General features: G+C 38.6%; 16 protein-coding genes and 1 pseudogene. 11 read left to right on the forward strand and 6 right to left on the reverse strand.

Annotated features, from left to right (window positions below):
* Positions 1–80 precede the first annotated feature (80 nt).
* From ACFX4E_RS16595 to ACFX4E_RS16605, 3 genes are all read left to right on the forward strand, one after another.
* Complete coding sequence (locus ACFX4E_RS16595; RefSeq protein ID WP_016763970.1) at positions 81–1,121, forward strand: C45 family autoproteolytic acyltransferase/hydrolase; 1,041 nt, start codon at positions 81–83, stop codon at positions 1,119–1,121.
* Positions 1,122–1,132: 11 nt separating this feature from the next.
* The gene (locus ACFX4E_RS16600) at positions 1,133–2,635 is read left to right on the forward strand and encodes an NAD(P)H-hydrate dehydratase (protein WP_377237992.1); all 1,503 of its coding nucleotides are present in this window, start codon (positions 1,133–1,135) and stop codon (positions 2,633–2,635) included.
* Positions 2,636–2,748: 113 nt separating this feature from the next.
* Positions 2,749–3,027, forward strand: a complete 279-nt coding sequence (locus tag ACFX4E_RS16605; RefSeq protein ID WP_223268911.1) for a hypothetical protein — start codon at positions 2,749–2,751, stop codon at positions 3,025–3,027.
* Positions 3,028–3,067: 40 nt separating this feature from the next.
* On the opposite strand, the gene ACFX4E_RS16610 is transcribed toward ACFX4E_RS16605, so the two are convergent.
* From ACFX4E_RS16610 to ACFX4E_RS16620, 3 genes are all read right to left on the reverse strand, one after another.
* Positions 3,068–3,958, reverse strand: coding sequence for a PhzF family phenazine biosynthesis isomerase (locus tag ACFX4E_RS16610; RefSeq protein ID WP_028408668.1), 891 nt, complete (start codon positions 3,956–3,958; stop codon positions 3,068–3,070).
* Positions 3,959–4,098: 140 nt separating this feature from the next.
* Positions 4,099–4,764 (reverse strand): hypothetical protein, encoded by a 666-nt coding sequence (locus ACFX4E_RS16615; protein WP_231504500.1) that lies wholly within the window; start codon positions 4,762–4,764, stop codon positions 4,099–4,101.
* A 164-nt stretch (positions 4,765–4,928) separates the two neighbouring features.
* Positions 4,929–5,702: a sulfite exporter TauE/SafE family protein gene (locus tag ACFX4E_RS16620; protein ID WP_013056888.1), complete on the reverse strand. Its 774-nt coding sequence runs from the start codon at positions 5,700–5,702 to the stop codon at positions 4,929–4,931.
* Positions 5,703–5,824: 122 nt separating this feature from the next.
* On the opposite strand from ACFX4E_RS16620, the gene ACFX4E_RS16625 reads away from it, so the two are divergent.
* A complete protein-coding gene (locus ACFX4E_RS16625; protein WP_252123154.1) occupies positions 5,825–6,592 on the forward strand; it encodes a TrmB family transcriptional regulator in 768 nt (255 codons plus the stop codon).
* Positions 6,593–6,672: 80 nt separating this feature from the next.
* On the opposite strand, the gene ACFX4E_RS16630 is transcribed toward ACFX4E_RS16625, so the two are convergent.
* Together ACFX4E_RS16630 and ACFX4E_RS16635 are read right to left on the reverse strand one after the other, a co-directional pair.
* Positions 6,673–6,885 carry a hypothetical protein gene (locus ACFX4E_RS16630; protein ID WP_377258740.1) on the reverse strand — a complete coding sequence of 71 codons (213 nt, stop codon included), beginning with the start codon at positions 6,883–6,885 and terminating at the stop codon, positions 6,673–6,675.
* 66 nt (positions 6,886–6,951) lie between these two features.
* Entirely contained in the window at positions 6,952–7,578 is a 627-nt protein-coding gene (locus tag ACFX4E_RS16635) for an FMN-dependent NADH-azoreductase (protein ID WP_043982218.1), read from the reverse strand.
* A gap of 197 nt (positions 7,579–7,775) precedes the next feature.
* Here ACFX4E_RS16635 and ACFX4E_RS16640 point away from each other — a divergent pair.
* The 5 genes and pseudogenes from ACFX4E_RS16640 (at position 7,776) to ACFX4E_RS16660 (ending at position 11,262) form a co-directional block, all read left to right on the forward strand.
* Positions 7,776–8,495: pseudogene (locus tag ACFX4E_RS16640) on the forward strand (SDR family NAD(P)-dependent oxidoreductase).
* A 131-nt stretch (positions 8,496–8,626) separates the two neighbouring features.
* A complete protein-coding gene (locus ACFX4E_RS16645; RefSeq protein ID WP_081085237.1) occupies positions 8,627–8,806 on the forward strand; it encodes a hypothetical protein in 180 nt (59 codons plus the stop codon).
* 127 nt (positions 8,807–8,933) lie between these two features.
* The gene (locus ACFX4E_RS16650; RefSeq protein ID WP_060745738.1) at positions 8,934–9,497 is read left to right on the forward strand and encodes a class I SAM-dependent methyltransferase; all 564 of its coding nucleotides are present in this window, start codon (positions 8,934–8,936) and stop codon (positions 9,495–9,497) included.
* A gap of 11 nt (positions 9,498–9,508) precedes the next feature.
* Positions 9,509–10,189, forward strand: coding sequence for a response regulator transcription factor (locus tag ACFX4E_RS16655; RefSeq protein ID WP_060745737.1), 681 nt, complete (start codon positions 9,509–9,511; stop codon positions 10,187–10,189).
* Positions 10,186–11,262 carry a HAMP domain-containing sensor histidine kinase gene (locus tag ACFX4E_RS16660; protein WP_377258628.1) on the forward strand — a complete coding sequence of 359 codons (1,077 nt, stop codon included), beginning with the start codon at positions 10,186–10,188 and terminating at the stop codon, positions 11,260–11,262. The genes ACFX4E_RS16655 and ACFX4E_RS16660 overlap by 4 nt, the downstream gene beginning before the upstream one ends.
* Here the strand turns inward: ACFX4E_RS16660 and ACFX4E_RS16665 are convergent.
* Positions 11,253–12,695, reverse strand: a complete 1,443-nt coding sequence (locus ACFX4E_RS16665) for an aminotransferase-like domain-containing protein (RefSeq protein WP_377237990.1) — start codon at positions 12,693–12,695, stop codon at positions 11,253–11,255. The two genes, ACFX4E_RS16660 and ACFX4E_RS16665, sit on opposite strands and share 10 nt — an antisense overlap.
* 103 nt (positions 12,696–12,798) lie before the next feature.
* On the opposite strand from ACFX4E_RS16665, the gene ACFX4E_RS16670 reads away from it, so the two are divergent.
* Together ACFX4E_RS16670 and fosB are read left to right on the forward strand one after the other, a co-directional pair.
* On the forward strand, positions 12,799–13,410 hold the full coding sequence (locus tag ACFX4E_RS16670) for a LysE/ArgO family amino acid transporter (protein ID WP_028408659.1): 612 nt from the start codon (positions 12,799–12,801) through the stop codon (positions 13,408–13,410).
* A gap of 57 nt (positions 13,411–13,467) precedes the next feature.
* Entirely contained in the window at positions 13,468–13,896 is a 429-nt protein-coding gene (gene fosB, locus ACFX4E_RS16675; RefSeq protein ID WP_098249810.1) for a metallothiol transferase FosB, read from the forward strand.
* Positions 13,897–13,967: the final 71 nt, after the last annotated feature.

Below are 13,967 nucleotides of genomic sequence, written 5' to 3' on the forward strand. Positions count from 1 at the left end.
GAGTTCTATGAGAGGAGAAAGTTGCAAAGAATAGAGCGCTTGCTGCACAATAAAGGTACTGGAAAATTGGAGTGATAGAAGTGAAAGAAATACAGGTAGAAGTCATTCAAGGACGAGGCTCTTACCGAGAGCTTGGTGAAATGCAAGGGAAATTACATAAAGGAACAAAGCTGTTTGAAAATCATCAAAAAAGAAGAAAACGTTCATTACGAAGCTATCAAACGATAGCAAAAGAAGCTCGTCATTATTACGACTTATTTGCTCGGGGACTGTGGGATGAGCTAGTGGGCTTAGCAGAAGGTTTAGATTGGCCTCTTGAAGACGTTATTCATGAGTACAGCGGATATCAGCAAGAGTGGAAAAAAACGGGATGTTCGGCTCTTATGCAGCACGGCGTGTATGTACGAAACTATGATTATCATCCTAAAACGTACGAAGGCCGATTTTTGCTTTTTCAGCCAAATGAAGGATATGCAAGCGTCGGATTTGGAACGAGAATGATTGGGCGAATGGATGGAATGAATGAAAAAGGACTGGCAATTGGCTATCATTTTGTTAATCGCCGCCGTCAAACAAACGGATTTATTTGCTGTACGCTCGCTCGGTTTATTTTAGAAACATGTGAAACGACAGAAGAGGCTGTTGCTATTTTAGAAAGAGCACCGCATCGTCATGCGTTTAATTATTCCATTTATGACCGCAGCGGACAGGGAGCAGTAGTCGAAGCATCCGGACGAGGCGTTCATGTACAAAGAGGGACGATGATGGGGTGTACGAACCATTTTAATCAGCTGGTCGAAGAAAATCGTCATCATTTGGTAGAGTCAAAGGAAAGGCTCGATCATATTCGAGATCATATTGAAAAAAAGCTATCGCCTCTTGAAGCTTTTTCTTTATTTAATGAAGATGAATACGGTATTTTTAAAGAAGATTACCGGAATTCTGCTGGAACGCTTCATACAGTAGCATATGTACCGGAGACGCTGCAAGTCATTGTAGGGATTGGACGAAAAGCAAAGCCTCTTATTTTCTCGTTTGAAGATTGGGTGAAAGGAGAACAATTAACTATAACGAAAATAAAAGGAACGGTAAATACAGATGAACCATTTCCGTTTCAGTAAGGAGCAGCATAATGAGAATTGTAACGAATCAAGAGATGTATCAAGTGGATGATTATATGATGAATGCAATTGGGATGAGTGAAGAGTCCCTTATGGAAAATGCCGGGCAGGCTGCTGCTAACGCGCTGAGTGAGCGAATCAAAAAACATGAAACCATAGGGCTGCTTATAGGAACGGGAAACAATGGAGGAGACGGCTTTGTTATTGCCCGTGCTTTGAAGTCAAAAGGCTATGAAGTTGACGTCTGGGTAGTTCCTGCACGGGAAAAAATAAAAGGCGCGGCTAAAAAAGCCATGATCATCTATGAAAATGCCGGGTTCACGTGGCAATCGGCTGGAGACAACTTCTCTGTGAAAAAGTATACGGTTCTTATTGATTGTTTATTAGGTATAGGCGTAAAAGGCAGCATCAAATCTCCTTACGATAACATTATAAAAAAAATAAACGACTCTAAGGCTTACATATACAGCATCGATGTCCCAAGTGGAGTAATGGAACAGAAGCAAGAGCTTACGGTACGTGCAGATGCTACGATTACGCTTCAGCAGCCGAAAGTCACGGCATTTACATACCCGAGTAAAGAAAGTTACGGTGAATTGATTGTAGTAGATATCGGTATTCCGCCGCTAGCAATTGAAAAAAGTTCATCTCTTAAGGAAGTATGGTCAACTCAGCATATTAAACAATCTTTTCCCATTCGAAACGCTTCGTCCAATAAAGGTACACATGGAAAAGGAATCGTAATAGGAGGTTCGCTTCAAACACCCGGAGCGCCGATGCTAACGTCAAAAGCAGCGCTCACAAGCGGAGCGGGACTTTTAACGCTTGCGCTTCCGAGCGATATTCATGCGATTGCAGCTGCTCACATGCTGGAAGTGATGTATAAACCATGTCCAAGCAAAGATGGATTTTTTGCAGGCGAGATTCCTTTAGAAGAAGGTAAGTATGATGCAATTGCAGTCGGACCAGGGCTTGGGAGAGCGAAAGAAACGAAGAAAGTCGTTGAACAAGTGCTTCACCAGCCGGTTTCTGTTGTGGTGGACGCCGATGCTCTTTTTCATCTTCCCCATTTAGACAAAGAAGTAAAAGAAAGAGAACACGCCACGATTTTAACGCCTCATCCGGGAGAAATGGCAAGGCTCGTTGACACAACAATCGCCGAAGTAGAAGCAAATCGATTTTCAATATCTAGACAATACGCAGTGGAAAATGGTGTGTATCTTGTATTAAAAGGTCCAAACACGATTGTTACAACACCGGACGGAAAACAATACGTAAATACCACTGGAAACGCGGGACTTGCAAAAGGCGGAACGGGTGATACGTTAACAGGAATTATCCTCGCTTTTATTATGCAGCATGATTCTCTTCAAGAAGCAATCAGTAATGCGGTATATGTTCACGGAAAAGCAGCGGATGTGCTGCTCGATCAGGGGCATACAATGATAGATATGTTAGCAAGCGACGTTATTTCTGCACTTCCAGCAGTATTCGAACAGCTGAGTGAGAAGTAATTTCTTTTGGATTATTAAAATTTGTTGACAAAATCCTTCAAAAAGTTGTCAAAACTCTTTGTAAATGATAACGTTATTTTACGTAAGATTTTACATAGAAAGAAAGTGATGTTGTGTACTACTCAATGAGACCAAGAGGCATTCATTTAGCTGTGCCTACACTTTTCTTCCTTATCACAGTCGTGTTATTTGCGATGATGCAGTTTGGTTTTTATTTGGATTCCAGCATTCTTCGTAAAATTTGGGTCATCGTTATGGCTTTATTGCCCATTGCTGGACTAATCACGGCTATTAAAGGTAGAAGGGGAAGCGCAAAGCCGTGGTTAATTATAGGGAACGTGATTCTTATTTTAACCGTTACAATAATGAGCGTACAGGCTATTATTTACTAAACAAAAAAACGTGTTCGCCAAATAGGCGGACACGTTTTTATTAGGAAAGAGAAACGATTTGCTTGGTTACATAGGCAGCTTCTCCTGCGATTACCACACCATACGTATTCGCTTTTTTTGTAATTTCTACATGAACGAAGCCATCTTTATCTATTTCCTGTCCTTGCTCAATCACAAATTGCCAGCGCTCGTTATCTTGCTGGTCCACATATCTCGCATAATAGGCGCCCATTACGCCTGATGCTGTTCCAGTTACGGCGTCTTCTACCGTACCTGAAAATGGTGAAGAGAAATGTCTTCCGTGCATATGAGCTTCTGAGTGAATCGTTTCAAAACAAAAGGGATGAATAGATGCTTTTGGCATATCTGTTAAAATATGAGGAAAATCTTCTTGATTAGGCTTCATCTTTTTACAGGCATCTAAATTTTTTAAAGGTACAATAAGCGTCCAGTTCCCTGTGCTTCCATATACAATAGGAAGTCTTTGATCAAGGTCGTCAATATGAAGATTAAGAGCTTTTGCCAGTTTTTCTTTTGAACCTGAAAACGGATGAAACTGCGGAGAAGCTTGACTCATGGTGATAACAGGTCGTCCGTTTCTATTCTGTACAGTCATCGGCAAAATTCCAGCATTTGTTTCCACTGTAAATGTAGTTTTTGGAAGTTTGTTTTTACTATGTAAAGCATAAAGAGAAGCGACGGTCGCATGACCGCACAAATCTGCTTCTTGTCCGGGTGTAAAATATCGAATTCGTAAATCAGCCCGGGAAGACTTCATGATAAAAGCCGTTTCGTTAAACTGCGCTTGATAAGCAATTTTCTGCATTTCTTCAGCTGAAAAATCATCTCCGTTAAACACAATTCCCGCAGGATTTCCTTTATTAGGGCGCGTACTGAACGCATCGTATTGATAAACAATCGCTTCTTTCATAGAAATTACCTCCATTTTTATATCATTGTATGAAAGCTTTAACCAGTGCTATTAAATGATCGGCTATTAAAATAGTGAAATACCTGAACGTTAGAATAAAAAAACAGCAGTTTTTACCTGCTGCTTTTCACTTCGCAAAACTATTCTTGCATAGCGGCATTTATTCCTTCTTTTCTAATTTCCAGCATATGAGTAGCTTTTTTATCAATATCTTTAGCTGTATCGGAAGAAATGACGCCTACGCTGCTTAAGTCATAGGCAAGACTTGTAACAAGCAGCTGCTCTCTTTGTGCTAGTGTGCCGTATGTAAGTGCAGCGGTTTTAGCTTGAATACCACTCATATTTAATTCATCAGTAGAAGAAGCTGCTTCTTTTTTTGCGGCTATTGCTTCTTGATAAAGAGAATCATATCCTCCAAACCCCACTTGGGCAATTAGAAAATTATAAATGTCATCGGCCGATTTTTTAGAAGGCTGGGAAAAAGTTCTTTGAAATTTATTGCGAGGTAAAAAGTTTAGTGCCGCCTGTCTTCCGTCTTCATAAATTTTTTCTTGTATTTCTTTCGTCGCTTTTTCGTCGCTTTTTTTTTGCGCTGCATCTAGCTGTTTGCGGTATTTTTGAATAATGACTCCGTCCTGCTGATTGTTTCCTTCTTTGAAAGTAGCCGCGGCTTGTGGAACATCTGACGTTGCTAGAGTCTCAGCAGCGTTCTCTGAAGAAGAAAAGAACGTATTTTTGACAAAAATAAGTGCAAAGATCAGCAAAATAAACCATAAAAACCTGAATTTCTTAAACAAAATGTTCACCTCTGTATAATATTTCTAAATTATGTAAAACAACATGGACCAGTATACAACAATTTTAGTGTTTTTTTACACATTTACCCAAAAATAAGAAAATAGTAAGAGGTGGTTTTATTCATCTAATAGATATATAGGTTCATTGTTATAGTTCTAAAGAAACTATTGATCTATTTGTACTGATTTACATAATCAAATATGTTTTTGCTAATAAGGCTTAAAGTGACAAGAATAAAAAGCGTTCGGACGTACGTCACGCCTTTTGATAGAGCGACATTTGATCCAACGAAAGAACCCACAATCATCGCAAACCCCATAATTAATCCGTAAGAAAATACAACAGAATCAAAATATAAAAATACAAGCAAAGCACCTAAATTACTGCCGAAATTTAAAAATTTTGCGCTGCCTGCTGACTGCAGGAAATCAAATCCCATAAATAAAAAAGCAAATAAAATAAATGAACCTGTGCCTGCTCCTAAAAATCCATCATAAAAGCCAATAATAAAAATAAGTGCGGTAAAGAAAATAAGTTTCTTAATAGACAGCGGCTTATACGTGGACGTGGTGCCCCAGTTTTTTTTGAAGATTGTATAAATAGCAACTAAAACAAGGAGAATCAAAATAACAGGTTTCAAAAAAGCAGAGGATAGAAAATGAACGGTGATTGAACCTCCTAAAGAGCCAATAAATACAAAAGGAAACCATTTACCTACGACGCGAAAATCGACTTTTCCGGATTTGACAAATCGAATGGTACTCGTTAATACGCCCATCGTTCCGGCTAATTTGTTTGTAGCTAAGGCAGCAGCGGGAGGCAGGCCTAAAAATAAAAGGGCAGGCGTTGAAATTAAACCGCCTCCGCCAACTACAGAGTCGATGAATGCAGCTAAAAAACCAAATAGTAAAAGCAAAAGAACAATCTGTAAACTTAATTCTTCCATAAAGCACCTTCCTCATGTCATAATATATAGTGACTACTTAAATAGTAACTATATAAAAAGCAGTTGTAAATATGTAAATAATGAAAATTTCAAATAACTTAAAAAACAGGGAGGTTTCCTTTATGGAAAATATTATTCAGCAGCTACAGTCGCTTGGATTTAATCAGTATGAATCAAAAGTATACGTGACGCTTGTCAAAAAAGGATCTTCCACTGCTTATAGCATTAGTAAACATTCAGGTGTGCCAAGAGCACGTGTATACGATATTTTACAAGCACTAGAGGAAAAAGGCATGGTGTTAAAAGAAGAGAGCAATGATGGCACTCAGTACACGTCATTGCCCGTCGATGCTTTTTTACATTCGCTGCAGAAAAAATGGAACGAAACGTATGAAGACGTTAGCGCAACGCTTAAACGTCTTGAAACTGCAGAGTCTATAGAAGAAAGCAGGGTTATGACGATGAAAGGAGAAACAGCCATTCTTGCTTTTTGTGAGTCGCTATTGTTAAAAGCAAAAAATAAAATTGTCATCTCGCTTTGGCCCGATATTTATAATGAGTTGAAGCCTCTTTTATTACAGCTAAGGGAGAGAGTCACACTAAAAGGAATTGTGTTTGAACAAGATGAAGCGATGGAGGAATTTGACCGGCACCGTCATACGAGCTATACCGAAAACATTGGGAATCAAAACTGGTTTATTATATCTGTTGACAGCAGTGAAATGATTTATGGTCATAAAGAAATGGCGTACTATACAAATAACGCAGTCAACATTAATTTACTTGAAAATTATATTTGGCATGATATTCTCGTTAACAGACTTGTAGAAAAAAGTGATAGAGAAATGGACAGGTGGATCGAAAGGGAAAGAGAAAGTTTTTTCGCGTAGAAAAGAGACTTAGACATAACAAAATCACTTCCATCTAAAGATGAACAAATGGGGGAAAATGGTCTAGTATGAATGGCTTGTTACATCGAAGTTAATTTCCGTGCAAGACTTCGCTTTCCACGGGCGGCCGATGAGCCTCCTCGTCGCTTACGCACCTGTGAGGTCTTATCTATTCCGCTTTTACCGCAGGAGTCTTCGCCTTGCCCTCCAATTAACTGCTGGAAGCAGCCACCATGCATGAAAGCTACGTGCACCTTACCAACAGAAAAATCCGAACAAAGTTGATGCTCCATTAAGAGTCTCGAGTCCTCGTTCGGATCTTCCTTCAATTAAAATTTTTTTGTTACAGCCTCTTTATATTAAAAAGTTTGGGCAAGTTTTTTTGCTTCTGCTATTCCTTTTTCTTTAATTTCTTGGGCTTTATCTGGCATTGCGTTATGCCCTTCCACAAAAATGCCGTCTAACGAAGGGACTCCGAAGAAATTCATCATAATCCCAATATAACGATGTCCCATTTCCATATCAGCTGCAGGGCCTTCAGAATAAATGCCTCCGCGTGCTTGAATATGAAGCGCTTTTTTATCCGTTAATAGCCCCACAGGACCCTCTGCCGTGTATTTAAATGACTTACCCGCTACGGCTACAGAGTCTAAATAGGCTTTCATAACCGGTGGAAACGAAAAGTTCCACATAGGCGTTACAAAAATATATTTGTCCGCTGATACAAACTGTTCGCTCAATTCTGCAAGGCGATTGACCTTCTCCTGTTCATGAGAAGAAAGTTCAGAGCCAGACTGAAGTTTGCCCCAGCCGCTAAATACATCCGCATCAATATGAGGGATATTTTCTTTATAAAGGTCAATATGTACAACTTCGTCACTTGAATTGTGCTCTTTGTAAGCATCGATAAATGCTTTTCCAGTTGCCATACTGAATGATTGAGACTCATCGTGAGGATGAGCTGTAATATAAAGTACTTTTGCCACGTCTTATCATCTCTTTCTTGTTTGAAATAATGTACTGTCTTATCGTTATCACTCCCATAAAAAACTATACGCGCTTTGTCAGGCAAGCTAAAAAAGAATGCAAGAAAGGGATGTCTATATAGAAAATAATGGTATAATAAATGTTTGAATATTTACATAACAAGTGTTTCTAACAGAAGTAAATAAGAGGTGTCGAGATGAAAGAAAAATGGATAATCGTTACGGGTGCAGGTTCTGGAATTGGAAAAGAAATTGTAAAAGAGTGTGTGTCGGAAGGCTATTCAGTTATTGCTTGTGACATTAACGATGGAGCTTTGAAACAGCTGGCTGAAGATACAAAGGGCCATATTGAAACACACGTAGTAGACGTTAAAAAAGGAAAGGGTGTAAAAGATCTTTTTTACCAAATAAAAGATAAAAACTTGTATGGGTTAGTTAATAATGCAGGCGTGTATTTAGGGAAAAATTTATTGGATTATGAAGAAAACGAAATAGATTTTGTGATGGATATTAATATTAAAGGATATGTTTATTTCTCCAAGTACTTTGGCGAATTGTTAATGAAAAAGGAAACAGAAGGAGCGATTATTAATATATCGTCCGTGTCAGGAATGGAAGGAAGCTCCGATGCTATATATGGAATGTCTAAAGCAGCAATACTAGGATTAACCAAGAGCTGTGCGATGAATTTTTCTCCTTATATCCGGGTGAATGCCGTAGCACCTACAATGGTAAATACCGATATGATGAAAAATATTCCAGAGTGGCGCAAAAATGAATACATCGCTCATCAGCTGATTCCAAGCTTTGTTACGCCTTAAGATGTGGCAGATACGGTTCTTTTTTTACTGAGCCCTCAAGCAAAACATTATACAGGAGCCACCTTCGACTTAAATAGCGGATGTTATTTACGATAAATTATCTTTTAAACGAGGCTGGATAAAAATATTTTAGTTAAAGGGAAATTCGAATGATCAATCGATATTATTGACTGATCATTCGGGTTTTTTACTGTTATTATGAACGTTGGTTTCACCGCTTCTAGCTGTTGATTGGAGGGCAAGGCGAAGACTCCTGCGGGAAAAGCGGAACAGGTGAGACCCCGCAGAAGCGGAAGCGACGAGAAGGCTTACCGGCCGCCCGCGGAAAGCGAAGTCTTGCACGGAAATCAACAGCGGTGTCAAGAGCAATCCATATGAGTTTATTAATCCAATTTGTTCGTCTTTAGATTGGGTTAATTCCGTTATGTCCCATCCTCCTTTTTGTTTTCTTAAGAATTCTTAAGAAATTTACTTAACGTTTCTTTAGATTTTTTTTCTATTCTAGAAAGAAAGAGTAGAAAGAAGGAATAGCAAATGAATTTAGCTTTTATGTATCAATATTTTCACCAGCCGCGAACGGTAGGAGCACTTTTGCCAAGTTCTACGCACTTAGCGGAAAAAATGGTAAAAGGGATTGATTTTGAACATGCAGACTGTATAGTAGAGTACGGGCCAGGAACCGGAGTTTTTACCCGTGAATTAATAAGAAGACGAAGTGCTTGTACAACTTTGCTTCTTATCGAATACAATCGGCATTTTTACGAAAAAGTAAAGGAACAAGTAAGAGATGAAAAAAATGTGTATGTGATACACGGATCCGCTGAACATGTTCAAAAGTACTTGATACAGTATGATATTCCAAAAGTGGATTACGTGCTATCAGGTCTTCCTTTTGCTTCTTTAACGTCTGAAGTGTCGGACTGTATTTTGCAAAACACGCGCAGCGTATTAGCGAAGGAAGGGAAATTTATTACGTTTCAGTATACGAATTTAAAAAAACAGCTGATCCGCTCGTTTTTCCCTCAGATTAAAGTGGAAAAAGAGTGGAGAAATGTTCCTCCTGCATATATTTTTACATGCGAAAAAAATCAGATATAAGGAGTTTGTAAATGAAAGACAGAATTTTAATTATAGATGACGATGAGCAAATTCGTAATTTAATTGCTATTTACTTAGAAAATGAAGGATTTGAAGCGCTGAAAGTTTCTAATGCTGTATCTGGATTAGCGCTTTTAGAGGAACAAGAAGTAGATTTAATTATATTAGATATTATGATGCCGCAGATGAATGGAATCGATGCTGCTTTTAAAATACGTGAAGAAAAAAACATGCCCATTATTATGCTGTCGGCTAAGTCAGAAGATATGGACAAGATTTCTGGGTTAACAGCAGGCGCAGATGATTACTTAACAAAACCATTTAATCCTCTCGAGCTCATCGCACGAGTAAAATCACAAATTAGACGCTATAAAAAATACAATGAACGTGCTGAGCGCGATATTATTCAAATTGGCGATTTGGAAATTAACCGCAGCACCCGGCTTGTCTTTGTGCGCGGCCACGAGATTCGTTTAACACCAAAAGAGTTTGATATTTTAGAGCTACTGGTACGCCACAAAGGAACGGTGATGAGTATGGGGAAAATATATGAAGCCGTATGGCAAGAAGATGCGTTTAAATCGGATAATACCGTAATGGTTCATATTACAAAGATTCGCGAAAAAATTGAGGATAATCCGAAAAAGCCAATTTATATTAAAACCATATGGGGCGTAGGATACAGAATATGAGAAGAATAAGTGTAAAGCTTCTTTTTGCTATCATTATAAGTTTTTTGGCTACCAATTTAATTTTTATTTTAATTGCTAGGCTTGTTTTGAGCAGGTATATACAAGAAGAGAAAATGAATGTCCCTGCATATAATATATTAGCGTTTGGACTTTTCTTTATCGCCGTTGTGGTCTTTGTTTTTGTTTTCTTAGCACTTATTCGTTCCCATATTCGTTATTTGAAAGAAATCTCTAAACAAGTTCAAAAAATCTCAAATGGAGATTTAGGCGCAACCATCCAGGTACGAGGAAAAGATGAACTGGCTGAATTAAGTCAAAACATTAACAAAATGTCTGCGCAACTTCGTACAAAATTTGATCGTGAACGAGAGCTGGAGCAAGCAAAAAATCAGCTAATATCCAGTGTATCTCACGATTTGCGTACGCCGTTAACATCCATCGTTGGGTACCTAGATTTAATCAAAAAAAGAGAAAGTATGGATGATGAAACATTAGATAGCTACTTATATATTGTTGATTCAAAAGCAAAATACTTAACGGAGTTAATAGAAGAATTGTTCGACTATACAAAATTAACGAGTCCTGATCTTCAGCTTCAACGAAATGAGGTCGATATGAAACGTTTGCTTCAGCAGGTAATAGGAGAGTACGAGCCAATTTTAACAAGAGAAGGCATTGACGTTCAGACTCACTTTGCCTGTGAATGGAATGCATTTGTTGATGTAGAAAAAATGGTAAGAGTATTTCAAAACTTGCTCGAAAATGTCAAGAAATACAGCAAAAAGCCTTCCGTATTAGAGGTGAATCAGGAGATTGACGAGGGTTACATAGTTATTTCTTTTAGGAACAGCATTAGCATCAGTGAAAAAATTGAGGTAGAAAAGTTGTTTGATCGATTTTATCGAGGTGATGAATCAAGAACGGACGCGAATGGTTCAGGTTTAGGACTGGCTATTGCAAAACAAATTATTCAGCTGCATCAAGGAGAGATACGAGCGGATCGTCAGCATAATAAGCTCACTTTTTTTATAAAGCTGCCGTTAACTCAAGAAAGCCTTAAGAATCACTTGTAAAGATTCTTAAGGCTTTTTGCGACTATTTTGATGCCGTATTCAAATTCTGCAAGCGTCGCATAAGAAAAGGATATTCTGATATGCTGTGAAGTCTCATGGTCATACAATGCGCCTGGATTTAAAAGAACTCCTTCGTCAAGACAGTGCTTAAATAACTTCCGCATCGAAACAGGCTTATGCAGCGTAAGCCAAAAATAAAAACCACCGCTCGGAGCATTCCACACAGCGAGATTCTTCAAATACTTCTCTAGAATAGCCAGTGTTTGCTGAGATTTTTCTTTTAATTTATAGCGTACGCTGGCCACATGCTTGTCATAGAGTCCGGTTTTGAGAGCTTCAGCAGCGGCCCATTGAGATAAGGAACTGGCTCCGTAGTCAACTTGCATTTTAAGATCAGCTAATCGCTCAATTACATGTTCAGGCCCTACAATCCATCCAATTCGAAATCCTGGACTGAATGTTTTAGAGAACGTTCCTAAATAAAGAACCATTCCATTTTTATCTTGAGCTTTTAATGAAAGTGGAGGCGGTGAATGGAACCAAAGCTCTCCGTAAGCATCATCTTCAATAATGGGCAAATGCATTCTTTCACACTGGCGAAGCAGTGCTTGGCGCCTTTGTTCACTCATCGTTACATTGGTAGGGTTATGAAAGTTCGGTATTGTATATAAAGCTGTGCCTTTTTCTTTTACATGCTGGTCTTTTAATGAAGCTAAATGCATTCCTTCTTCGTCTAACGAAACGCCCGTTATTTTCATTTGTGCGGACTGAAATAACGGTAGAGAATAAAGATAAGAAGGCTTTTCAGCTAATATATTGGCACCTGGAGGCAGCAGGCCGATTGAAATTAACTGAAGGGCTTGAAGTGAACCGGATACAATTAAAATAGATGAAGGAGAAGTTTCAATGCCTCGTTTTTTTACATGCTTCACTAACTCTTGTCGGAGTTCATCATTTCCTCTCGGGTGCTCGTAGCCCAAGTGTACGCTTCTATGATTAATTCCGCTAAATAGTTCCGAAAGCTGGTAGGAAGGAAGCAGGTCAGGTGCTAACTCTCCAGTTCCTAAACGAATAATGCCCGGTTGAAATTCAGCTTCGTTAATATGGCGGATAGTCGGGGAATTTGGTTGGTATATTCCTGCTTCTACATATGAATTCCAGTTCATGTGAGAACCTGATGCTAGTAAGCTCCACGTATTGTTAATGACCTTGGTGCCACCTCCTTTGTTTCCGCTGAGCAGTCCTTCAGCAATTAAGTTTTCGGTTGCTGTCACCACCGTGCTTCTATTTACAGAAAAGCTAGCAGCTAAATGGCGCTGCGAAGGAATTTTAGTTCCAATAGGCCACTCTCCATTTATGATTTTCTCTTTCATATACTCTTGAATTTGTTTGTGCATTGGCTTTTTATCAGCCCGATCTGGAGTCCAGTTCATGTGAGACCACCTTTTTATAATTTGGTTGGTATTATAAATCAAAATTTGGATGGAGACAACAGGGGATGTCAATTGTAGGATAAAAGAGAAAGGAGAGAGCAACATGTTTACAGTGGTTATACATGCTTTGTTGTTAGCATTCGGTTTGATTTTACCTTTAGGGGTACAAAATGTGTTTGTTTTTAATCAAGGAGCCAATCAACGAACGATCAAACAGGCGCTTCCCGTAGTGGTAACGGCTTCTGTTTGTGATACGATTTTAATTCTAGTAGCAGTGCTGGGAGTTTCAGCAGCAGCCGCTGCTTTTTCATTTTTTCAAACGCTTATTTTTGGAATAGGTCTTCTTTTCTTAGCGTATATGGGCTTTGTGACGTGGAAGAGCGAACCTTCAAAAACGTCATTAAAGGAAGGAATGACGGTGAAAGCGCAAGTTTTATTTGCTGCTTCTGTATCTTTGCTAAATCCTCACGCGCTAATGGATATTATGGGCGTAATCGGAACAAATTCTCTACTGTACAGCGGAAGAGAAAAGTGGGTTTTTACGCTGGTTACGATATGCGTTTCGTGGATATGGTTTTTATCCTTAGCATTTGCAGGAAAAGCAGTAGGAAAAATGGATTCAAATGGAAAAATAATGATTTGGGTCAATAAGGCTTCTGCATGTATGATTTGGGGAGTAGCTCTTTACATGGCAAAAAGTATGTTTTTTCAGTAAAATAGGTGCTAAAAGGAAAGTTATGTAATACTTTTTTCTAGAAAGCGAGGGGTAAAGATGATTCAAGGAATTAATCACATGTGCTTTTCTGTGTCAAATTTAGAACAATCTATCATATTTTATCAGAAAGTGCTAGGAGCAGAACTTTTAGTGAAAGGAAAATCCACCGCTTACTTTAGTCTGAATGGATTGTGGCTGGCGTTAAATGAAGAAAAAAATATTCCTAGATCAGACATTCAGTATTCGTATACTCATTTAGCGTTTTCTATTTCTATTGAAAACTTTGACGAAGCAAGAGAACTGTTAAAACAGCATAATGTAACCATCTTACCGGGAAGAAACCGCGACGAAAGAGACAAACAATCTATTTATTTTACGGATCCGGACGGTCATAAATTTGAATTTCACACCGGTACGCTCCAAGACCGCTTAGCGTATTATCAAGAAGAAAAGCCTCATATGACATTTTATTCACCAAAAGAGTAGTATTAAAATAGTTATATAAGGTTACAGTTTTATTACATTCGCATTCCTCGCTCAGTTATCATTAAATAAAC

Source organism: Priestia sp. YIM B13491 (assembly GCF_042787605.1).
GTDB lineage: Bacteria > Bacillota > Bacilli > Bacillales > Bacillaceae_H > Priestia > Priestia megaterium_E.